Source organism: Providencia zhijiangensis (assembly GCF_030315915.2).
Taxonomy (GTDB): Bacteria; Pseudomonadota; Gammaproteobacteria; order Enterobacterales; family Enterobacteriaceae; genus Providencia; species Providencia zhijiangensis.
In genome coordinates this window covers 3185860-3208982 of sequence record NZ_CP135990.1, presented here as the reverse complement: position 1 = coordinate 3208982, position 23123 = coordinate 3185860, and the positions used below count along the sequence as shown (strand labels likewise).

Genomic DNA, 23123 nt, shown 5'->3' with positions numbered 1-23123 from the left:
AATTCTAATTCGTTGATAGTTCATTTGGTGCCGATTGTACTGGATTTTTGCCAAAAAGATTACCGATCAAAAAGGCAATTAGGCTCAGGATCAGTGATGGCACAATGGCGTGAAAACCCATAATTTCAATTTTGAATGAGGCGAAAATGGCGTAGCAAACACCGCCAACAATCATGCCGCTCAGAGCACCAGTACCATTGGCTTTTTCCCAATATAATCCAAGAACCAGTGGCCACAGGAATACCGCTTCTAATCCACCAAATGCGAGTAAATTCAACCAGATAATCATTTGAGGTGGGTTCCATGCTGCAACCAGCAATAACGCGCCTAAAATCAACGTTGAGAAGCTGGAGATTCGTGCCAGTTTTTTCTCATTTTTAATTTGTTCAGGTGCGGCATTTAGATAGATATCTTTCACGATCGTCGCCGAAGATTGCAGTAACTGGGCGTTAATGGTGGACATAATTGCGGCCATTGGTGCTGCTAGGAAAATCCCCGCGGCAAATGGCGGAAGAACCTGAACCATCAAAGTCGGGATCACTTGGTCTGGAATGGTTAAATCCGGCAGTATGGCACGCCCTAAGGCGCCCGCGAAGTGCATACCGAACATCAAGATTGCCATCACAATGGTACCAAGAATAATACCTTTATGAACGGCTTTGCTGTCTTTGTAGGAGATACAACGCACTGCGGTATGTGGTAATCCGATAACTCCAAAACAGACTAACACCCAGAATGAGGCCATGAATGGCCCACTAAGGATATCGTTGGCACCTTCAGGGGAGACCAGTTTCGGGTCGATAGCATGCATTTTTTCCACGGCAGCTGGTAAACCACCTGCATGGTAGATAATGGCAACCAGCAAAATAACGGTGCCAAGCAACATGACCAGCCCTTGTAAAGCATCGTTAAGGACACTGGCTCGGAAGCCTCCAATCGCGGTATACAGCGCGATAGAGACGCCAAAAATCATTAATCCGTAGGTATAAGGAATGCCAGCTGCGGTTTCGAGTAGTCGCGCACCACCGATAAACTGCACCGTCATCGCCCCAAAGAAAGCGACTAATAAACTTACGCTAGCAAACCAAACGAGAAAACGACTTTGGTAACGGGCGTAGAGCATGTCGTTAAGGGTAACTGCATTGTAGCGGCGAGCTAAGATGGCAAATTTTTTGCCCAGTACGCCCAGAGAGAGCCAGATAGCCGGCAGTTGGATCATGGCGAGGAGTACCCAGCCTAACCCGTATTTGTAGGCGGCACCGGGACCACCGATGAAGGAGCTGGCGCTGATGTAGGTTGCGGTGATGGTCATGGCTAAAACAAAGCCGCCCATCGAGCGATTACCTAGAAAATACTCATTAAGAAATTCGCCTTTCGTGCGTTTTTTATAAGCGTAGAGCGAAAGGAGAAAAACGAGGAGCAGATAGCCGATTAAGGGCAGAAGAACTTCAGTCTGCATCTTTCTCCTCCAACGAGATATCTTTGAATACGAGTTTAACCATCATGATGCATAGCAAAATAAAGATGATAGGGAGAATCAGACATGACCATTCAAACCATAACGGTAATCCGGTAACACCAAGTGTGTTACTGGGTAGATAAGCACAAAGTACCCAACCTATCATGTAGGCAATAGTCAGATATAGCGCCCAACGAGCTTCCCTGTTTGATTGAAGAAAACGTTTGTCCATCCGCTTTTCCTCCTCATGTTGACAAAAATAATCGGGGATTGTACGACAATCTGAAGGGGGAGTGTGAAAAATAGCGTAATAAAACCGATAATCCTGCCATTTATAGGCAAAAAAATACCGGAAATTGGCTTTCCGGTATTTGTTTTTAATGACGAAAATGTCGATTATTCAGGGGATTATTCTTGAATACCGAGTTTTTTCTCCAGATAGTGGATGTTGGTTCCACCTTTGGCAAAGTTTTCATCATTCATGATCATCTGTTGTAATTCGATGTTGGTTTTAATCCCATCGATGATCAGTTCGTTCAGCGCGTTCTTCATACGAGCAATCGCGATTTCACGAGTTTCACCGTAAGTGATTAATTTACCGATCATTGAGTCATAGAACGGAGGAACAGAGTAGCCTGCGTAAATATGAGATTCCCAACGAACACCGAAGCCACCCGGAGAGTGGAAACGAGTGATTTTACCTGGGCTAGGCAGGAATGTGTGCGGGTCTTCTGCGTTGATACGACACTCAATCGCATGACCGTGAACATTGATCTGATCCTGAGTCACAGATAATGGTAAACCAGAAGCTACACGCAGCTGTTCTTTGATTAAGTCAACGCCGGTGATCATTTCGGTCACTGGGTGCTCAACCTGAATACGGGTGTTCATTTCGATGAAATAGAATTCGCCGTTTTCAAATAAGAACTCAAAAGTACCTGCGCCACGATAGCCGATTTCTATACAGGCTTTCGCACAGCGTTCACCGATATTACGACGAATTTCTGGGGTGATCCCCGGAGCTGGTGCTTCTTCAACCACTTTTTGGTGGCGGCGCTGCATTGAACAGTCACGTTCAGCTAAATAAACAGCATGACCTTGACCATCTGCCATCACTTGGATTTCAACGTGACGTGGGTTTTCAAGGAATTTCTCCATGTAAACCATGTCGTTGTTGAATGCGGCTTTTGCTTCTGCACGGGTCAGGTTAATGGAAGATTCTAAATCTTTCTCATTACGAACCACACGCATACCACGACCACCACCACCACCAGATGCTTTGATGATAACTGGGAAGCCGATGCGTTTAGCAATCGCTTTGTTCTTTTCAGTGTCGTTACCCAGTGGACCATCAGAACCTGGTACACATGGAACGCCTGCTTTTTTCATCGCGCTAATCGCAGAAACCTTGTCGCCCATTAGGCGGATGGTTTCAGCTTTTGGGCCGATAAAAATGAAGCCTGATTGTTCTACTTGCTCTGCAAAGTCAGCGTTTTCAGACAGGAAACCGTATCCTGGGTGAATCGCCTGTGCGCCTGAGATTTCAGCCGCTGCAATGATTGCAGGGATATTCAAGTAGCTTTTTGCCGATGCTGCTGGACCAATACAAATAGTTTCGTCTGCCAGCAACACGTGTTTTAAATCTCTATCTGCCGTGGAGTGAACCGCAACAGTTTTGATGCCGAGTTCTTTACATGCACGCAGAATACGCAGTGCAATTTCCCCACGGTTAGCGATAACAATTTTTTCCAGCATGGAAACGCCCCGTTATTCGATGACAACTAATGGCTCGTCAAATTCTATTGCATCACCGTTTTGCAACAAAATAGCTTTAACAACACCAGCTTTATCTGCTTCGATTTGGTTCATCATTTTCATCGCTTCAACGATGCAAAGAGGATCGCCAACTTTGACAGTTTGACCAACTTCAACGAATGGTTTTGCTTCTGGGCTTGGTGAGCGGTAGAAAGTACCAACCATTGGTGAGCGAACTTGGTGACCAGAAACTGCCGCAGGTGCTGCTGGAGCTGCTGCTTCTTGTGCTGGAGCAACTGCGTTAGCTAATGCAGGTTGTTGAGCAACTGGTGCTGAGTAGAACTGTTGAGGTGCAGCCATCATTTGAGATGCTGGTGATACACGACTGATACGTACTGACTCTTCACCTTCAGAAATTTCCAGTTCAGAAATGCCAGACTCTTCAACAAGCTCGATCAGCTTTTTAATTTTACGAATATCCATGGATATGATTCCGTACTCTTATATTTGGATTGAATTAATTAGTCGCACACGGTTAACCGCGGCTTGTAATGCAAAACTGTAACCATCTGCGCCAAGACCACAAATAACTCCATTAGACATATCGGAGAAATAAGAGTGATGACGAAAGGGTTCTCTCGCATAAATATTAGACAGGTGGATCTCGATAAACGGGATACAAACTGCCAATAGCGCATCTCGCAAAGCAACACTAGTATGCGTGAATGCGGCTGGGTTGATTATTATATAATCAACGTTACCTTGTGCTGCATGAATTCTATCGATAAGTTCATGCTCTGCATTTGACTGAAAATGGCTCAACTTCACGCCTAAGTTTTCTGCTTCTTGCATCAGGTTCGATACAATTTCAGTTAGAGGGCGAGGCCCGTATTTATCCGGTTCTCTAGAACCTAGCATGTTTAGGTTCGGCCCGTTCAGGAGCAAAATATGAATATCTTCTGTCATTGTGTTGCTAACTCCGACGATATGCCAATAATCTGACAACATAACGCGATGTCGACGGTTTGTCATCTTTTATCATAAAAATAAATAGATTTTCCACTGACAAGGAAGAGCATTATAATTATTTCGTTGCATATAGCAGCAAAATACTGGTCTTATCAGAGAAATTACCCGAATTTATTTTATAAATTGTGCCGTAATCCACATTGTGGCGACACAATTACGAGTGTTGATGATTTAATTTTGAAGATTTACTAGGGTACGCCCAGTGACTTCGTTTTTTAAGAGTTTTTTTGCGTGCTCGACACACTCTTCTAATGAAATTTCGCAGCTAACTTGCTCATAAAACGCATTAGGTAAGAGTTGCGCTAAGCGTTCCCACACTTTTTGGCGTTTTGCCGCAGGGTAGTAAACAGAATCGACCCCTTGTAGACGGATATTACGCAAAATAAATGGCATGACGGTTGTTGGCAGTGAGAACCCGCCAGCCAGTCCGCAGGCCGCAACCGCACCATTATAGTTCACTTGCGCCAAGATATTGGCCAGCACGTCACCACCAACCGTGTCGATAGCGCCAGCCCAGCGTTGTTTATCAAGCGGTTTGGCTGGATGAGTAAACTCGCTGCGAGGTAGCACGCTTTTCGCGCCAATTTTCAGTAAATAATCGTGATTTTCTGCGCGACCTGAAATCGCCACAACGTGATAGCCTAATAAAGAAAGTAATTGGGTGGCGACACTACCGACACCGCCACTGGCACCACTTACTACAATTTCGCCACTTTCAGGAGTGATCCCCGCATCTTCAAGGGCATTTACGCATAACATGGCGGTAAATCCTGCGGTGCCGATGGTCATGGCATGCTTCAGTGATAATGCTTCAGGAAGAGGGGTTAAATAATCTGCGGGGACTTTTGCTTGTGTGGCGAGTCCACCCCAATGTGTTTCGCCAACTCCCCATCCTGTTAATAGTACGTGTTGGCCAATATGAAAGCGGGGATCTTCACTGTGATGAACGATGCCTGAGAAGTCAATTCCGGGCACCATTGGATATTGACGGACAACGCCTGCTTTTCCATTAATAGCTAGCGCATCTTTATAGTTAATTGTCGACCAATGAATATCGACGATGACATCGCCAGCGGGTAATGACTCAGTAGGTACATTGAGGATTTCTGGGACGATTTTATCGTCTTGTTGCTGTAGAACGAGCGCTTTCATGATCCACCCCTAATTTTATGATTAAATAAGTGTTTTTTTTAATTTACACACAGGTAAAATCGTTTTCATTGACGCCAGAATGGTATTCACGCTATTACTTATGTAATTAATTTGTAAAAATGCATTTTTTTCTGGCATAACTAGGCTTTTATCATGCAAAATGTCCTACTCTGACTAATACATCAGCGTGTCGACATGGTTATGGCTTAATTTTAAGTTGATAATAGAATTAGGTGAATTTAAGTTCACTTATTTTGTTGTTAAAAAGCTAGATGTATAGCAATAATTAAAATATAAAAATTTTATTTGAACTTGTAGACATAATCGCTTGTCACACTGGGAAGAACGCAAAGATGGAGTATATAACAACCAGAGGTTGTCTGTTTATTGTGCGCGAATGATGGGTTATTTTCGATGCATATGAATTAAGGGCAATTTTCGAGGTTTTTATCTGCTTCGTTTTGTTATAGAAGCATGTACGATTTTAGTATGTGAAAATAGATGAATTAACCATATTTATGAAGTGATTGATTTACGCCTTGAGGCAGCTTCAAGTGGTTGGTAGAGTAGACGGGTTTTTATTCGTCCCCAGCTTGCAGGATAATCCTTTCGTTATGTTTAAAAAATTTCGTGGCATGTTTTCTAATGACCTGTCAATTGACTTGGGTACGGCCAATACCCTCATTTATGTCAAAGGACAAGGCGTCAAATTAAATGAACCCTCTGTAGTTGCAATTCGTCAGGATCGCGCAGGCTCGCCAAAAAGCGTGGCAGCGGTTGGTGGCGAAGCGAAACAGATGCTGGGGCGTACACCGGGTAACATTTCTGCAATTCGACCAATGAAAGATGGCGTGATTGCTGACTTTTTCTTAACTGAAAAAATGTTACAACACTTTATCAAGCAAGTTCATAGCAACAGCTTCCTGCGTCCAAGCCCTCGTGTTTTAGTCTGTGTACCTGTTGGTGCAACTCAAGTTGAGCGTAAAGCTATCCGTGAATCTGCATTAAGTGCAGGTGCCCGCGAAGTATTCTTAATTGAAGAGCCAATGGCAGCGGCAATCGGTGCTGGTTTACCTGTTTCTGAAGCGACAGGTTCTATGGTTGTCGATATCGGTGGTGGTACCACTGAAGTGGCTGTTATCTCCCTGAACGGGGTGGTTTACTCTTCTTCTGTTCGCATTGGTGGTGACCGTTTTGACGAGTCAATCATCAACTATGTGCGTCGTAATTATGGTTCCTTAATTGGTGAAGCAACGGCTGAGCGTATCAAACACGGTATCGGTTCTGCTTTCCCAACTGATGAAGTTTATGAAATTGAAGTTCGCGGTCGTAACTTGGCGGAAGGTGTGCCACGCGGATTCAAAATGAACTCCAACGAAATTTTAGAAGCATTACAAGAGCCACTGACCGGTATCGTAAGTGCGGTAATGTTAGCGTTAGAACAGTGCCCACCAGAATTAGCGTCTGATATCTCAGAGCGCGGTATGGTATTAACGGGTGGTGGTGCTCTTCTGCGTAATTTAGATCGTTTATTAATGGAAGAGACTGGCATTCCGGTCATCGTTGCTGAAGATCCTTTAACCTGCGTGGCTCGTGGCGGCGGTAAAGCGTTAGAGATGATTGACATGCACGGCGGTGACCTGTTTAGCGAAGACTAAATCACGCCATAAGCAACTGGAGTTTTTAGCTTCAGTTGCTTTGACTATTTTTTTATTCTCCGACCATTAGCGAAACTTAGCCATACATGAAGCCAATTTTTAGGCGAGGTCCTTCCCTACAGTTACGCATTTTTATTGCAGTGATAATTGCATTGGTGCTGGTGGTGATTGACCATCGATTTGAGCCTTTCAATAAAATCCGTAATTATTTAGACACGGCGGTTAGCCCATTCTATTTTTTAGCTAACGGACCACGCCAATTCCTCGATAATATCTCTGACACCCTTTCAACGCGGGATCAACTCCAGTTTGAGAATAAAGCCCTGCGCCAAGAGCTATTATTAAAAAAAGCGGATAACTTGCTGCTTGAGCAACTCAAACAAGAAAATGCCCGTTTACGTGAATTGTTAGGTTCCCCATTACGCCAAGATGAACACATGATGGTGACGCAAGTCATTTCAGGTGCGAATACGCCTTATCGCGACCAAGTCGTGATCGATAAAGGCAGTAATGACGGTGTTTATGAAGGTCAGCCAGTTATCAGTGATAAAGGTGTGGTAGGCCAGGTCGTTGGTACCAGTAATTTTAATAGCCGCGTTTTATTAATTTGCGATACTGCCCATGCATTACCTGTGCAAGTCTTACGTAATGATATCCGTGTTATTGCTGCGGGTTCAGGTTGTGCGGATGATCTGCAATTAGAGCCACTTCCTGGAAATACGGATATTCGTGTTGGTGATGTGTTAGTGACTTCGGGGTTAGGTGGACGATTCCCTGAAGGGTATCCTGTCGCGGTTGTTTCAGCAGTGAAACATGATACTCAACGTGCCTATACCATTATTTCTGCAAGACCAAGCGCTGAGTTACAACGTCTACGTTATTTACTCCTGCTGTGGGGCAATGAAAGTGATCCGAAAACCCCATTACAGCCATCCGATGTTTATCGTGCTGCAAATGAGCGTTTAATGAAAGTGTTGCCGCAGGTGTTACCAACGCCGAGCGAAATTCAAGGGCCACCATTACCGCCGTCCATGCAACCTGCACAGCCTCAACCTCAACCATAAGATAGAGTGAGGGAAACGGTATGATGAAAGGATGGAGAGGAAATCATAATGGATGAGTATCGCGGCAATGGGCGCATCATTATCTGGCTATCTTTTTTTATTGCACTGATTTTGCAGGTAATGCCTTGGCCTGAACAATTGGCATTTTACCGACCATCGTGGTTACTGCTCATTTTAATATACTGGGTAATGGCATTACCGCATCGCGTCAGTGTGGGCACCAGCTTTATCTTAGGAATTATTGTCGATTCTATTCAAGGATCAGCGCTGGGCGTACATGCGCTCTCCTTCAGCATCATTTGTTATCTCGTGGCATACAAGCATCAGCTTTTACGTAACATGGCACTGTGGCAGCAAGCTTTGATTATTGTTGCATTAACGGTGGTGCAAGACCTTGCCGTTTTCTGGGGTGAATTTCTTTCATCACAAGTCTTATTCCACCCGCAAGTATTCTGGAATAGTTTGGTGAATGGTATTCTGTGGCCATGGTTATTTTTACTGTTACGAAAAATTCGCCGTCAATTTTCAGTATGTTAAGATTGTGGCCGTTGATGATAACTGGAATGACAATTTATGAGCTTAATTTATCTTGCATCAGGTTCACCGAGACGACGTGAATTAGTCCAACTGCTAGGTTATTCCTTTGAAATCTTGCGTCCCGAAGTGGAAGAAAAATGGCAAGAAGGGGAATCGCCTCAGGTGTATGTACAGCGCTTGGCTCGAGATAAATCCCGTGCAGGTGTAGCAATTGCCCCTGCGGATCATCCTGTTTTGGGGGCAGACACTATTGTGGTTCTTGACGGTAAAATATTAGAAAAACCGCGAGATGCTGCCCATGCTCAGCAAATCCTCAGTGACCTTTCCGGTAAAACACATCAGGTAATGACCGCCATTGCCGTATCAAACTCCCATGAGACGTTAACCTCATTGATTACGACAGATGTGACATTCCGCGAGTTATCTTTGCTGGAAATACAGGATTATATACAATCTGGCGAGCCAATGGATAAAGCCGGTGCTTACGGTATCCAAGGTCTCGGTGGACGTTTTATTCGATGCATTAATGGCAGCTATCATGCCGTGGTGGGCTTACCATTGGTCGAAACAGAAGAATTAATACAACGATTTTTAGCGTTAGGTGATGGGAAGGGGAATTCATGACTACGGAACTATTAGTAAACGTAACACCATCTGAAACGCGCGTAGCTTATATTGATGGTGGGATCTTACAAGAAATACATGTTGAAAGAGAGGCGAAAAGAGGGCTAGTAGGGAATATCTACAAAGGTCGTGTGAGCCGCGTTTTACCCGGTATGCAGGCGGCCTTTGTTGATATTGGTCTGGACAAAGCAGCCTTTTTACACGCCTCAGACATTATGCCTCACACTGAATGCATTGCAGGTGACGAGCAGAAAAACTTTCATGTCAGAGATATCGCTGAGTTGGTAAAGCAAGGGCAAGATTTAATTGTCCAAGTGGTTAAAGACCCACTAGGCACCAAAGGCGCAAGGCTCACCACAGACATTACACTGCCTTCTCGTTACTTGGTTTTCATGCCGGGGGCTTCCCATGTTGGCGTGTCTCAGCGTATTGATAGTGAAGAAGAAAGAGAACGTTTAAAAGAGTGCGTCGCACAATATTGCGATGAAAACGGCGGGTTTATCATTCGTACTGCCGCAGAAGGTGTGGCTGAAGATGACGTCAAACAAGATGCCGCATTTTTAAAACGCTTATGGGCGAAAGTGATTGAACGTAAAAAACGTAATGTCACGCGCACTAAAATTTACGGTGAGCTTTCACTGGCATACCGCATTATTCGCGATTTTGCAGGCGCATCCCTCGACCGTATTCGTGTGGATTCTCGTTTAACCTACACGCAGTTGGAAGAGTTTATTGCGGAATATGTGCCGGAAATGACGGCGAAGCTTGAGCTTTACCAAGGCAATCAACCTATTTTTGACTTGTTCGATGTGGAAAATGAAATTCAACGTGCGATGGACAGAAAGGTTGAATTGAAGTCGGGCGGGTATCTGATCATCGACCAAACTGAAGCGATGACCACCATCGATATCAACACGGGCGCATTTGTTGGTCACCGTAATTTAGAAGAAACTATCTTTAATACCAACGTTGAAGCGACTCAAGCCATTGCGCGCCAATTACGATTAAGAAATCTTGGTGGTATTATTATCATCGACTTTATCGATATGTCAGATGTTGAACATCGCCGCCGTGTGTTAGCCTCACTTGAACAAGCTTTAAGTAAAGATAAGGTAAAAACCACCATTAATGGGTTCTCTCAACTAGGATTAGTTGAGATGACACGTAAAAGAACCCGTGAAAGTTTGGAGCATGTGCTGTGTGATACCTGCCCAACTTGCCAAGGTCGTGGTACGGTGAAATCAGTTGAAACCGTGTGCTATGAAATTTTGCGTGAAATCGTGAGAGTTCACCGCACAATCGATGCTGATAGATTCTTAGTTTACGCATCAAAAGCGGTAGTGGATGTGTTGACTGGGGATGAATCTCACGCATTAGCGGAAGTTGAAATCTTTGTAGGGAAACAAGTTAAAGTGCAGATTGAGCCGTTATATAGCCAAGAACGCTTTGATGTTGTCATGATGTAGCATTCTGCTTGAAGGAGAAACTGGTGAAACGACTGCCACGTATCGTACTCGTGACAACCGCTGCTGTATTGTTGCTGTGTGCGTTGGTACTCACCAGTTTGCGTTTTCTATTACCCAATATCGATAATTATCGCCAAGAAATTATCACTTACGTTGAAAGTCACAGTGATATCTCACTGGATATTGGTCAGATTGAAGGAGCTTGGCGCTATTATGGCCCCGAGCTTATCATCTCCGATGTTGTTATCAAAAACCCAATCACCGATATACAAGTCAACAAAGTCACCATCGAATTAGATATTTGGAATTCGCTATTATCTTTGCGTTGGCGTTTTCGTGATTTGACGTTTTATCAACTGAATGTGGATTATAAAGCCCCACTTAGTTTTGATGGGACGGAAGATGAAACGACGAACTATGATGGCGTGGATGACCTGTTTTTAAGGCAGTTTGACCATTTTATTTTAAAAGATAGCCAAGTGACATTTTTGACGCCATCAGACCAAAAGATGACATTACTGCTGCCAGAACTTTCATGGCTTAACCAAGATGCCCGTCACCGCGCCCAAGGTTTCGTTAGCCTTGAAACGCTAAATAAGCAAGATAGTTATCTGCAAGTGAAGCTGGATGTGTCGGATAAAAATGGCGTACTCAGTGACGGCATGTTCTATTTGCAGGCCGATAACATTGATATGCAGCCTTGGCTCAGCAAGTGGCTACGCGATAATACGGGGTTACGGGACGCCAACTTCAGTTTATCATCGTGGATCACCCTCAAGAATAATCGTATAGATAATGGTCTGATCCAGCTACGCCAAGGTGAAGCGAACTGGGGGGAAGAGCCTCTCACGCAAAATCTTCAAGTGAATGATTTACTGGTGCGAATGAAGCGCCAAGGCAACGGTTGGCTGTTTAATATTCCTGAGCTAGATACTCTGAAAACCAATGAATACATCTGGCCGCAAGGGAGTGTCTCCGTTCTGTATTTGCCTTCATCGGCAAAATATCAAAATAAAGATCACTGGCGCATTCGTGCTAAAAATATTGAGCTAGAACGTTTAAGTGAAGTGTTGCCGACATTCTCGTTTATTACGCCAGAATTAGTGCAAGATTGGCAGCATCGTCAGCCGACGGGATTAGTCTCGGAATTTGCCCTCGACCTAACGCAAGACACTGAAGACCATACGCAAATCAGTATGGACTGGCAGGATGTTAGCTGGAAAAAATGGAAAGAGCTTCCTTCTGTAAACCATTTCTCCGGGGTACTTATTGGCGGTGCTCAACAAGGCGTTCTCTCATTTTCGCTTAAAGATAGTATCGTGGATTATCGCGATGAATTTAAAGCACCTTTTGAGATTAGTAACGCCAGCGGCAAATTAAATTGGATCAATAACAGCAGCGAATTCAAATTGTGGAGCTCTGGTGTGAATTTGCAAGCTAAGGCCGTCAAAGCCAATGGTGATTTTAGCTACGCAAAAGCGAAACAGCATGATATTGCCGATTTGGCCATTCTCGCGGGGATCAGTACCGATGATGCAGGAGAAGCTTGGCGCTATTTCCCGCAAAAACTCATGGGGCAGGAGCTCGCGGATTATCTGACCAAAGCGATTATTGCCGGACATGTAGAAAATGCGACGTTGGTATATAAAGGTGACCCCGCTCATTACCCTTACTATAAAAATGATGGGCAGTTCCAAGTGTATGTGCCGCTGCGTGATGGTACATTCGAATACGATGACCAATGGCCTGCATTATTGGATTTAAACCTCGATTTAGACTTTAGCCGTGCAAGTTTAGCGATGCATACGGACTCGGTAAAATTAGGGGATGCAACGGCAGAAAATCTCGATGCGGTGATCCATGATTACTTCGATGAAATGTTATATATCGATGCGGGAGTGAGTGGAACGGGCAAACAGATCCAACAATATTTCACCCATACACCACTCAAACATTCCCTTGGCGACACGCTGGATGAGCTACAAATCGATGGTACCGTAACCGGTAAGCTTAATCTCGCTATTCCATTATCGGCGGGAAAAGACGTTGTCGCGAAAGGGCAAGTTAATCTTAATAAAAATGATGTGTTTGTACGCCCAATCGATAGCACATTGCACGGATTGACAGGAAGCTTCAAGTTTACCAATGGGGATTTAGTCAGTGATAACATCACGGGGCAATGGTTAGAACAGCCAGTTTCTTTGGATTTCACGACGTCTACACGGCCGAAAGATTATTTGGTGGATATTAACCTTGGTGGAAATTGGGAGCTGAATAAAGTTCCTATGCTGCCAAGTGATATCAAAGGGAAAGTCTCTGGTGTGAGTGATTGGAAAAGCCAAATTCATATCACGTTACCAGAATCATCCAAAGAAGCGACAGGCTTACAGATTGAGATTACGGCGGGGTTAAATAAGCTAAAAAGTCAGTTACCTGCGCTGAACACCGAACTACTGCAACAGCTTGGCAAGATGAATGTTCAAGCCAAAGGCACGACGGAGCAATTAACGGTAGGTGGTGATATTGGTCAACGCCTTGGTTTTAACTCTCAGTGGTCGCTCACCAGCTCGCCATTGAAACTACAGAAAGCGCACATTGCGCCATGGAATAATCAGGTTCCTGCGTTACCAAACGGCTCGACCATCTTGGTGGATTTACCTGCCGTAGAAGATGTCAATTGGGAGAAATTAGCGAGTGGCTTTTTATCGTCTTCAGCCAGTGAGCATGTGGGGCAAATTGGCTACCCAGATACCCTTGAAGTTAAAGCGCCATCCGTTTATTTGGCGGGACAGCGTTGGAAAGACTTGAGCTTCTCTTACGATTTATACCGTGATGAACAACAAATCAACGTAGAAAGCGCAAACCTAAAAGGACAGCTACAGATTTGGAAGCAGCAGCCATGGGCGTTGAATATTGAGTATCTGTATTACAATCCTGAAGGCTCGCTAGCTTCAAGCGAAAAGACCACTTCATCGGAAGCATTCAACTTTAGCCAGTGGCCTAAAGTGAATATCCATTGCGTCGAATGTTGGGTGAGTGGGCAAAAACTTGGCGAAATCACGGCGAAAGTCACGCCGGTGGGACAGCACACCTTAAAATTAACCGCAGGTTCACTGAAAAATAATGCCAGCGAGTTAAAGCTGGATGCTCTATGGCGCAGTAATGATGGTAATAAGACGGAGATTGCAGGCTCGCTTACCGGCGAGGCGTTCGATGAAACCGCTGCATATTTTGGTGTCTTGGTACCGATTATCGACTCCCCATATTCGATTGAATTTGACCTGAATTGGGCGCAGGTTCCTTGGGAACCGGAGGTTGCGACACTAAATGGAAAAATGTCAGCGAAATTAGGGAAAGGCGCGATTGCCCATATGGGAGGGGGTCGTGCTGGACAGTTACTACGTTTAGTTAGTTTTGATGCATTATTGCGCAAACTTCAGTTAGATTTCCGGGATACGTTCAGTAATGACTTTGACTTTGATTCGATTAAAGGCAATGCGGTCATCAATCAAGGTATTCTAACCTCGAAGGATCTTTATATTGATGGATTAGTCGCGGATATTGCCTTGAATGGCGATATTGACCTTGTTAAGCGTCAAATTAATGCGGAAGCGGTCATTACCCCTGAAATTTCTGCTACAGTAGGTGTAGCCACCGCATTTGTGATTAACCCGTTTGCGGGCGCGGCAGTATTTGCGGCATCGAAAGTCCTTGGTCCGTTGTGGAGTAAAATTTCGGTTATTCGCTATCGCGTAAGCGGTAGTCTGGATGAACCTAAAATTGATGAAGTACTACGTCAGCTTAAGGAGACTCAAGAGTAATGAAAACGGGTAATGTTGCACTTTTGCAGTTATGTAGTGGTAAGAATACAAAACACAACTTGGCACAGATAGAGCAGCAAATTAAACAGTTGCCTGATACCGTGCAGTTAGTTCTTACTCCTGAAAATGCATTGCTATTTGCTGATGCTGCAACCTATCGTAAACAGGCTGAAACAGAAGGTCATGGCCCATTACAAGACGCTATCCGCGCGATGGCTATCCGTTACAATGTGTGGATCCTGATTGGGTCAATGCCATTGATTAGCCGTGAAGATCCTGAACGTATTACCAGCAGTAGCTTACTGTTTGATGCGAAAGGAAATATCACTGCGCGTTACGATAAAATTCATATGTTCGATGTGAATATCGAAGATGAACAAGGCGAGTATAACGAATCGGTTATTTATCAACGTGGTGAGCACCTCACTGTGGTGGATACACCAGTAGGTCGCTTAGGTTTGACCATTTGTTATGATTTACGTTTCCCTGGTTTATTCCAGGCTTTACGTGAACAAGGCGCAGAGATTATTTCCGTCCCTGCGGCGTTTACTCGTTATACAGGACAAGCTCACTGGGAGCCACTGTTAAGAGCCCGTGCGATAGAAAATCAGTGCTATGTTTTAGCACCAGCACAAGTTGGGGTGCATGGTACGCGTCGTACATGGGGACACACTCTCGCCGTAGATGGCTGGGGTAAAGTGATGAAAAAGAATGTGGATGCTGTTTCTGCGTTGGTTGTGAATGTCCAGCCAGACAGCTTAAAAGTGATGCGTGAACAGATCCGAGTGGTGAAACATAACCGCTTTAGACCACAATTAACATCATTGATTAAAAAACAAACTAAATAAGAGTAACGAATATGAGTTTAGCTTCTGTCAGCGAACATTTGCTGGCTGCCAACGGTCTTGGTCAAGATAATCTGTATGATATTTTAGGGCTGCTATCTGAGCGCCGTGTTGATTATGGGGATCTCTTTTTTCAGTCTAGCTACCATGAATCATGGGTTTTAGAAGACCGAATCATTAAAGACGGCTCCTACAATATTGACCAAGGTGTTGGGGTTCGAGCGATTACGGGTGAAAAAACAGGTTTTGCCTATGCAGACCAAATTTCACTACTGGCACTCACCCAAAGTGCCACAGCTGCCCGTAGTATCGTCACTGAACAAGGCGCTGGAAAGTCGCAGATTTTAACCAACGTAGACTACAAAAAACTCTATTCTGAAGCGGATCCTTTGCGTAGCTTACCGCGTGAGCAGAAAATTGAATTGCTGCATCGCGTTGACCAGGTGGCGCGCGCTGAAGATCCTCGCGTGATTGAAGTGAATGCCAGTTTAACGGGTGTGTATGAGCAAGTACTGGTCGCTGCAACCGATGGCACATTAGCGACGGATATCCGTCCTCTGGTGCGTTTATCGGTGAGTGTGCTGGTGGAACATGATGGCAAACGTGAACGCGGAGCAAGCGGTGGCGGCGGTCGTTATGGTTATGAATATTTCCTCGAAATCCATCAAGGGCAAGTCGTCGCGGAGCAGTATGCCCGTGAAGCGGTACGCATGGCGTTAGTGAATTTATCGGCAGTTGCCGCTCCCGCAGGCATGATGCCTGTAGTATTAGGTGCCGGTTGGCCGGGAGTTCTGCTCCACGAAGCGGTGGGCCATGGTTTAGAAGGTGACTTTAACCGTCGTGGTACCTCCGTTTTCTCAGGAAAAATGGGCGAACAAGTCGCATCTTCCCTGTGTACGGTGGTGGATGATGGAACCATTGCGGGGCGTCGCGGTTCATTAGCCATTGATGATGAAGGGGTTCCGGGCCAATACAATGTGTTGATTGAGAATGGAATTCTACGTAATTACATTCAAGATAAGCATAATGCGCGTTTAATGGGTGTGGCGCCAACTGGGAATGCGCGTCGTGAATCTTACGCTCATTTACCAATGCCTCGCATGACAAATACTTATATGTTAGCGGGTGAGTCAACACCGGAAGAGATTATTGACAGTGTTGAAAAAGGGTTGTATGCACCGAATTTCGGTGGTGGTCAGGTGGATATCACATCGGGTAAGTTTGTGTTTTCAACCTCTGAGGCTTACTTAATTGAAAATGGTAAAATTACCTCACCAGTGAAGGGCGCGACCTTAATTGGTTCTGGTGTTGAAGCTATGCAGCAGATTTCCATGGTAGGTAATGACCTTGCGCTGGATAAAGGCGTGGGCGTTTGTGGTAAAGAAGGGCAAAGCGTGCCAGTGGGTGTGGGGCAACCAACACTGAAACTCGATAAAATGACCGTGGGTGGCACCGCGTAATCACACGTTAAGATAGTCTTTTATTTATTCGCCCTAGTTACGAATGTGACTGGGGCGATTATTTATCTGCACAGCAAAAATAATTGAGGCGTTATGAATAAACGTATTATTTCCTTAGTGTTAATGGCAATTTTGATTGCGATTAGCCTGTATTTTAAAGGTGGTGAGCAGGGCGCACCGGAACCATCTTCTGGTACATCATCAACCACGCAAACTATATCAAGTACACCGCCTTCCCGCGAAGCGATAACTCCGCATGAAACGCCAAAAACTATTGACCAACTGACCGCTCAGAACAATGTGGTCAGTTTTATGGAAAAATATCAAAAGCTTCCGGCATTTTATATGACGAAAAAACAGGCAAGAGAAGCGGGTTGGGATGCTAAAAAAGGGAATTTATGTGAAGTTTTACCCGGTAGAGCCATCGGTGGCGACCGCTTTTCTAACCGTGAAAAAGGTTTACCTATTGCACAGGGGCGTCAGTGGTTTGAAGCTGATATAAATTATCGTTGTGGGCACCGTGGTGCAGACCGTCTACTCTATTCCTCTGACGGGATGATCTTCGTCAGTACAGACCATTATAAAACGTTCCAACAAGTTAAATAATTGGGGGCAGCGATGAGCAAGACCGTCGTTTTTGATTTTCGTGAAATAGATAGCCTTGAGGCATTTTATCAGCAATTTCAGCAAAAATTCTCGCTTCCTAAATGGTTTGGACATAATCTCGATGGGTTATGGGATGTGATTACTGGGGAAATAGAGTTACCCGTGACGCTGATTTTTAGCCATTTAAAGGCTGTCCAGCGTACGCAATTTTCATCGGTGATTGAATTGATGAATGAAGCAGAAGAAGAGCTGGATGAAGCGTTTATTTTTCTTATAGATATCACGAATAATGAGAATGAAGCTTCTCAAACCCCATGCTAAATTTGCGCAATGACTCTGCGTTTAGCCATATTTTTATGGCAATTAATATTGAGGGCGATTAAGTGGATGGTAAAAAAGTTGTCATTGTTCATGGTTATACAGCATCACCGAATGATAATTGGTTTAACTGGTTAAAAGATGAATTAGAAGCGGTAGGGGCGACGGTTGATGTGCCTGCATTACCGGAATCCAACTCTCCTGATCCGCAAAAATGGCAGCAATGTTTACTTGATGCCAATATTCAGTTTGATGAAAATACTATTTTAGTTGGGCACAGTTTAGGGTGTATTACGGCATTACGTTTTCTGGAAAATAATGCGCCGGAAGGGGCTAAAATTGGTGGCTATGTGCTAGTTTCTGGATTTGACCGCTCGCTGGATACATTGTCTGAGTTGACTGATCATACTCAGTTTTCATTGGATTATAATAAATTGATTGGCATAACGGATAAGCGAGCTTCGATTATCTCTTCCAATGATTGGGTCGTGGATCCTGATGCTTCAATGGAGTTAGCAAAAGCATTAAAAACCTCTGTCACGATGGTAGAAAGTGCGGGACATTTTCTTGATAGAGAAGGCTATACTCGACTTCCTGCGTTACTCAATCTTCTACGATTTTGGTATTAAAAAATCCCCCTATGTTTTTACCGCATAGGGGGATTTTTATTGAATAAAACCAGGAAATCAGTTGCTATCAGAAAGCTCTTTCAGATATTGGAAAATCTGGCGGAATGCTTTTGGTGGCTTATTTCCATCACGCTCTTTCTTCGCATTACGGACTAATGCACGCAGTTGCTGGCGATCAGTTTGTGGGAACAGCGCAACGACTTCTTCAATGACTTCATCGCCATCAGCCAATAAACGGTTACGCAGATCTTCCAGCTTGTGCATAATGACAACTTGCTGGTTATGGCGGTTTTTCAGCTTATCGAGGGCGTCAGTGATTGGTTCAACCTCACGGGAACGTAGCAGTTTACCAATAAGCTGTAATTGACGACGACGGCCTTCACGCTTAATTTTTTGCGCTAATTCGATAGCCTCAAGTAATTGAGTGTCTAATGGGATGCGCTCAAGCTCGCTTTTACTTAAATCAACAAGTTCAGCCCCCAGTTTTTTGAGGATCTCGGCATCGCGTTTAATTTCGCTTTTGCTGACCCAAATAATCTCATCGTCCTCATCATCTTGGGGCGCTGGGATATCATCCAGCCAATCTTCAGGCTGTTTGGCCATAGGGATTTTCCTTTTTACTAAACGCCGCCGTGTAATTACGAGTAATTAGCATGATTTACGGCGTTGTGAGTGTTAACATTTATAGATTAACTCTATTGTAACTGGGAAAACCCCCTTATGACTACCTGACAATGACGAGTCTAGGTAGAAAATCACTTTTCCCCTCTTTATTGGACAAAATGCATGAGTGTTACTGAACAAGTTGCCGAACAACGTAAACAATTAGAACAAGCCGTCGCCCACGCATTGGAATTCGCCAAAAGCCGTTGTGATGGCGCTGAAGTTGCAGTCAATAAAAGCACTGGCATTAGCGTGAGCACACGCCAAGGTGATGTGGAGAATGTGGAATTTAACAGTGATGGGGCGCTCGGGATCACGGTTTACCATAAACAACGTAAAGGTAGTGCATCTTCAACGGATTTAAGCGAAGAAGCCATTGAGCGTACAGTTCAAGCCGCGATTGATATTGCGAATTATACCTCTGAAGACCCATGCGCAGGTCCTGCTGAAAAATCATTACTGGCATTCGATGCACCGGATTTAAACTTGTTCCAAGCTACAGAGCTTTCCCCCGAGGAAGCCATTAAGCTGGCCTCGATTGCGGAAATGACCGCATTAAATGCAGATTCACGCATTGTGAATACGGAGGGCGGTAGCTTCAATGGGCACTATGGTATCCGTGTCTTTGGTAACTCTCTTGGCTTATTAAAGAGTTACAGTTCTAGCCGTTATTCGATGTCGAGCTGCGTAATAGCCGAGCAAAATGGCGAAATGGTGCGCGATTATGCGTATACCATCGCACGCAGCATGCAGGCATTAAAATCCCCTGAATGGGTTGGTCAAGAGTGTGCCCGTCGTACATTATCTCGCTTATCGCCGCGTAAATTACCAACCATGAAAGCCCCAGTGATTTTTGCCTCAGAAGTGGCGACGGGGTTATTTGGTCATTTAGTCGGTGCTATCAGCGGCAGCAGCATTTATCGTAAATCATCATTCTTAATGGATAGCCTTGGCAAACAAATTTTACCAAGTTGGTTAACTATCAATGAGCAGCCACATTTAATGGGCGGATTAGCCTCATCCCCATTTGACAGTGAAGGTGTGCGTACCACTGAGCGCAATATTGTGGAAAATGGCGTTCTGCAAACCTGGCTGATGACCAGTTATTCTGCGCGTAAACTGGGTCTGCAAAGCACGGGTCATGCGGGGGGGATCCATAACTGGCGCATTGAGGGACAAGGCTTATCATTTGACGCTTTGTTGAAGCAAATGGGTACTGGCTTAGTGGTCACTGAGTTGATGGGACAGGGTGTGAGTGGAATTACGGGGGATTATTCCCGTGGTGCATCTGGTTTTTGGGTTGAAAATGGCGAAATTCAGTATCCGGTGAGCGAAATTACTATTGCGGGTAATTTAAAGGATATGTGGATGAATATGGTGACTATCGCCGATGATATCGAAACGCGCAGTAATATTCAGTGTGGCTCTGTGCTGATCCCTGAAATGAGTATTGCAGGCCAGTAAGTTATAGTTGTTCAATAAGCAGTGCTAAATAGCAAAAAGGCACTCAATGAGTGCCTGAATACCGCCTGAAGACTAACGACAGTTTCTTGATGGAAACTTTTTTCGGCTAGTCTTCTTTCTCTTGTTGAGCATCGCCACTAGCGATGGAACTCGCCAGCCGCTTCAGGTTGATAAACAATCTCTAACACACGAACACGGGTTTCTACGCCGTTTGGCAGTGCCCAGCTAATTTCGTCGTTAACATGTAAACCTAATAACGCTGCACCGATTGGCGCCATCACGGACAGTTGTTCTGCACTATCTTTAAGAGAGGCAGGGTAAACCAATGTGCGTGTGCGCTCTTCGTTACTGATTAAATCTAAGAAACGAACAGTACTGTTCATCGTGACCACATCCGCAGGGATCTCTTGTGGAGAGACGATATCTGCGCGGTCTAATTCGTCGTTTAGTGCTTCAGCAACAGGCGTACCCGCGTAAGCGGCTTGCTCCATCAGTGCATCTAAGCGTTCTGCATCTAAATCATTGATAATAATTGTTGGCTTTGTCATACCACACTCCAATAGGGACGTACAAAGCAAACACCCCCCACCCAGAAGGCAGGGGGTGTTTGCTAGAAAATAGATTATGTAAAATATTAGGCGCTATAGGCGTTAAAGGGAAGAGATCGGGATCACGAACTCGGTGCCTATGCGTGTAAAACCGTGTATATCGCTCTGTTCGCTAAGATGTAATGACGCAATGAGTTGGGCTACTCTTCGTCAAATCCACTTTCAAACAGGTTAATGATTGCAGATAACGCCAAATCTTCATCGGGCCCGCTAACTTCGATATCAATTTTACTGCCTTGTTCTGAGTCTAACATCAACATCGCAATAACGCTATCCGCCTCGGCCTCAATTTGACTGTCATTTTTTAAAATGACTCTAGAGTTAAATTGTTTAACTAAATCATAGAGAAGCATCGCTGGTCTGGCATGCATACCAAGACGGTTTTTCAGCGTAATCGTCGCTTTGACGGTCATTGCTTGCGTTTTTCCAGCGTTCTGTGGCGTGACTGGACGTTTTTCCCACGGGAGCGGAAATAATCAGCCAGCTGTTCTGCCACATACACCGAACGGTGTTTTCCTCCCGTACAGCCGATGGCGACGGTGAGATAACTGCGGTTATTGGTTTCTAACATCGGCAGCCATAACTCTAAGTAACTACGAGTCTGGTAAATAAAGTTATGAACCTCGGTGTGTCTATCCAAGAAGGCCGCAACAGGACGATCTAAACCGGTCATTGGGCGCAGTTTTGGATCCCAGTGTGGGTTAGGTAAGAAGCGTACGTCGAAAACGTAGTCAGCATCAATTGGGATGCCGTGTTTGAAACCGAAGGACTCAAACACCATCGTCAGTTCACGCTCGCGTTTGCCCATTAAGCGAGTTCTGAGCATTTCCGCTAATTCGTGCACTGACATTTCTGAGGTATCAATGACCAAGTCAGCGCGGGAACGTAGCGGCTCTAATAGCTCGTTTTCTTCATCGATGGCACTTTCTAAGGATAAGTTTTTACTTGAAAGCGGGTGTAATCGACGGGTATCACTGTAACGACGAATTAATGTATTGCGATCCGCATCCAGAAACAGCAGTTGTGGTGAGAAGGTTGATGGCAGTTTATCAATCGCTTCTTCGAACACTTCTGGATTGTCGGGCATATTACGCACGTCAATGCTCACGGCCGCAGAAATATTGCGATCGGCAAGTGAATTAGCCAATTCCGGCAGTAAGACTACCGGCAGGTTATCCACACAATAGAAACCCATATCTTCCAGCGCGCGTAGGGCAACGGATTTTCCCGAACCGGAACGGCCGCTGACAATCATCAGCACCATGAGCTAACTCCCTTCTGTCTCTTAAGGATTTATATCTTAATGATCGATTTCTGACTGATCACACATTTCTAATTGATCAAACACGTCTGACTATTTTGCATTTTGCGGTGTTTTACGATGCCGAATGAAAGAAATCATAACAATATCATTAGGCTGGCATCAACACATATTAGTTATTACTTACTCAATGATGATCTGGTATAACTCTTCGTCACTTTGCGCACTGCGTAGACGCTTACAGAATGCTTTATCCGCTAATTTTTTAGCGATAAGAGATAAAGTATGTAAGTGAGTTTTACATTGATCCGATGGAACAAGTAATGCAAAAAGCAGATCAACAGGTTGGTTATCAATCGCATCAAACGCAATGGGCTCTTCTAAATGCAAAAACACGCCAGCGGCGCGTGCACTTTCGCCTTCACTAAGTTTGCCATGAGGGATTGCAATTCCACCACCAATACCCGTGGTACCCACTTTTTCTCTGGTTAGTAACGCTTCAAATACCGTATTTTCCGGTAATCCCAACTCGGCGGCCGCTAACTCACTAATAATTTCTAATGCTCTCTTCTTACTGGTGCAAACTAAATTATTACGTGTGCAACTGGCAGATAAAACATCGCTTAATTGGATTTCTATATCACTATTCATTTTATTATTCACTTAGGACTACAAAACCAGATGATGTATGCCACCATCTGGTT

The 23123-nt window shown here is 44.6% G+C and carries 23 protein-coding genes; 12 read left to right on the top strand and 11 right to left on the bottom strand.

All coding sequences use genetic code 11. The features are described 5' to 3' along the window. Positions 1 to 4: 4 nt before the first annotated feature. From panF to acuI, 6 genes are all read right to left on the bottom strand, one after another. Complete coding sequence (panF, locus tag QS795_RS14655) at positions 5 to 1459, bottom strand: sodium/pantothenate symporter (RefSeq protein ID WP_154638804.1); 1455 nt, start codon at positions 1457 to 1459, stop codon at positions 5 to 7. Then, positions 1449 to 1691 (bottom strand): DUF997 family protein, encoded by a 243-nt coding sequence (locus QS795_RS14650; protein ID WP_108478429.1) that lies wholly within the window; start codon positions 1689 to 1691, stop codon positions 1449 to 1451. The genes panF and QS795_RS14650 overlap by 11 nt, the downstream gene beginning before the upstream one ends. 176 nt (positions 1692 to 1867) lie before the next feature. Continuing rightward, positions 1868 to 3214 (bottom strand): acetyl-CoA carboxylase biotin carboxylase subunit, encoded by a 1347-nt coding sequence (gene accC, locus QS795_RS14645; protein WP_036956076.1) that lies wholly within the window; start codon positions 3212 to 3214, stop codon positions 1868 to 1870. A 12-nt stretch (positions 3215 to 3226) separates the two neighbouring features. After that, positions 3227 to 3697, bottom strand: a complete 471-nt coding sequence (gene accB / locus QS795_RS14640; protein ID WP_006659070.1) for an acetyl-CoA carboxylase biotin carboxyl carrier protein — start codon at positions 3695 to 3697, stop codon at positions 3227 to 3229. Between the two features lie 18 nt (positions 3698 to 3715). Beyond that, positions 3716 to 4180, bottom strand: a complete 465-nt coding sequence (gene aroQ, locus QS795_RS14635; protein ID WP_154603470.1) for a type II 3-dehydroquinate dehydratase — start codon at positions 4178 to 4180, stop codon at positions 3716 to 3718. Positions 4181 to 4414: 234 nt separating this feature from the next. After that, positions 4415 to 5395, bottom strand: a complete 981-nt coding sequence (acuI, locus tag QS795_RS14630) for an acrylyl-CoA reductase (NADPH) (protein ID WP_154603469.1) — start codon at positions 5393 to 5395, stop codon at positions 4415 to 4417. 614 nt (positions 5396 to 6009) lie between these two features. On the opposite strand from acuI, the gene QS795_RS14625 reads away from it, so the two are divergent. The 11 genes from QS795_RS14625 to QS795_RS14575 all read left to right on the top strand — a co-directional run bounded on the left by QS795_RS14625 (position 6010) and on the right by QS795_RS14575 (position 18423). After that, positions 6010 to 7053, top strand: a complete 1044-nt coding sequence (locus QS795_RS14625) for a rod shape-determining protein (protein WP_006662897.1) — start codon at positions 6010 to 6012, stop codon at positions 7051 to 7053. A gap of 86 nt (positions 7054 to 7139) precedes the next feature. Further along, complete coding sequence (gene mreC, locus QS795_RS14620; RefSeq protein ID WP_154603468.1) at positions 7140 to 8117, top strand: rod shape-determining protein MreC; 978 nt, start codon at positions 7140 to 7142, stop codon at positions 8115 to 8117. A gap of 48 nt (positions 8118 to 8165) precedes the next feature. Further along, on the top strand, positions 8166 to 8654 hold the full coding sequence (gene mreD / locus QS795_RS14615; protein WP_154603467.1) for a rod shape-determining protein MreD: 489 nt from the start codon (positions 8166 to 8168) through the stop codon (positions 8652 to 8654). Between the two features lie 36 nt (positions 8655 to 8690). Continuing rightward, positions 8691 to 9278, top strand: a complete 588-nt coding sequence (locus QS795_RS14610) for a Maf family protein (protein ID WP_181477572.1) — start codon at positions 8691 to 8693, stop codon at positions 9276 to 9278. Next, the gene (rng, locus tag QS795_RS14605) at positions 9275 to 10744 is read left to right on the top strand and encodes a ribonuclease G (RefSeq protein WP_154603465.1); all 1470 of its coding nucleotides are present in this window, start codon (positions 9275 to 9277) and stop codon (positions 10742 to 10744) included. The genes QS795_RS14610 and rng overlap by 4 nt, the downstream gene beginning before the upstream one ends. Positions 10745 to 10767: 23 nt before the next feature. Continuing rightward, positions 10768 to 14565, top strand: a complete 3798-nt coding sequence (yhdP, locus tag QS795_RS14600; protein ID WP_286269796.1) for an AsmA2 domain-containing protein YhdP — start codon at positions 10768 to 10770, stop codon at positions 14563 to 14565. Next, a complete protein-coding gene (gene nit1 / locus QS795_RS14595; RefSeq protein ID WP_286269797.1) occupies positions 14565 to 15413 on the top strand; it encodes a deaminated glutathione amidase in 849 nt (282 codons plus the stop codon). The genes yhdP and nit1 overlap by 1 nt, the downstream gene beginning before the upstream one ends. An 11-nt stretch (positions 15414 to 15424) precedes the next feature. After that, entirely contained in the window at positions 15425 to 16870 is a 1446-nt protein-coding gene (tldD, locus tag QS795_RS14590) for a metalloprotease TldD (RefSeq protein WP_286269799.1), read from the top strand. A 93-nt stretch (positions 16871 to 16963) separates the two neighbouring features. Next, complete coding sequence (locus QS795_RS14585) at positions 16964 to 17476, top strand: ribonuclease domain-containing protein (protein ID WP_154603461.1); 513 nt, start codon at positions 16964 to 16966, stop codon at positions 17474 to 17476. A gap of 12 nt (positions 17477 to 17488) precedes the next feature. Further along, positions 17489 to 17797 (top strand): barstar family protein, encoded by a 309-nt coding sequence (locus QS795_RS14580; protein ID WP_286269800.1) that lies wholly within the window; start codon positions 17489 to 17491, stop codon positions 17795 to 17797. A gap of 62 nt (positions 17798 to 17859) precedes the next feature. Beyond that, a complete protein-coding gene (locus QS795_RS14575) occupies positions 17860 to 18423 on the top strand; it encodes an RBBP9/YdeN family alpha/beta hydrolase (RefSeq protein ID WP_286269801.1) in 564 nt (187 codons plus the stop codon). A gap of 57 nt (positions 18424 to 18480) precedes the next feature. On the opposite strand, the gene yjgA is transcribed toward QS795_RS14575, so the two are convergent. Further along, positions 18481 to 19026 (bottom strand): ribosome biogenesis factor YjgA, encoded by a 546-nt coding sequence (gene yjgA, locus QS795_RS14570; protein WP_154603457.1) that lies wholly within the window; start codon positions 19024 to 19026, stop codon positions 18481 to 18483. Between the two features lie 183 nt (positions 19027 to 19209). Here yjgA and pmbA point away from each other — a divergent pair, with 183 nt between their 5' ends. Further along, a complete protein-coding gene (pmbA, locus tag QS795_RS14565; protein ID WP_286269804.1) occupies positions 19210 to 20550 on the top strand; it encodes a metalloprotease PmbA in 1341 nt (446 codons plus the stop codon). Between the two features lie 137 nt (positions 20551 to 20687). Here the strand turns inward: pmbA and rnk are convergent, their stop codons facing one another. The 4 genes from rnk to ptsN form a co-directional block, all read right to left on the bottom strand. Beyond that, complete coding sequence (gene rnk / locus QS795_RS14560; RefSeq protein WP_006659086.1) at positions 20688 to 21098, bottom strand: nucleoside diphosphate kinase regulator; 411 nt, start codon at positions 21096 to 21098, stop codon at positions 20688 to 20690. A gap of 200 nt (positions 21099 to 21298) precedes the next feature. Continuing rightward, positions 21299 to 21571 carry a PTS phosphocarrier protein NPr gene (gene npr / locus QS795_RS14555; protein ID WP_154627743.1) on the bottom strand — a complete coding sequence of 91 codons (273 nt, stop codon included), beginning with the start codon at positions 21569 to 21571 and terminating at the stop codon, positions 21299 to 21301. Continuing rightward, on the bottom strand, positions 21568 to 22422 hold the full coding sequence (gene rapZ, locus QS795_RS14550; RefSeq protein ID WP_036956106.1) for an RNase adapter RapZ: 855 nt from the start codon (positions 22420 to 22422) through the stop codon (positions 21568 to 21570). The genes npr and rapZ overlap by 4 nt, the downstream gene beginning before the upstream one ends. A gap of 180 nt (positions 22423 to 22602) precedes the next feature. Next, entirely contained in the window at positions 22603 to 23070 is a 468-nt protein-coding gene (gene ptsN / locus QS795_RS14545; protein ID WP_154603455.1) for a PTS IIA-like nitrogen regulatory protein PtsN, read from the bottom strand. Between the last annotated feature and the right edge of the window lie 53 nt (positions 23071 to 23123).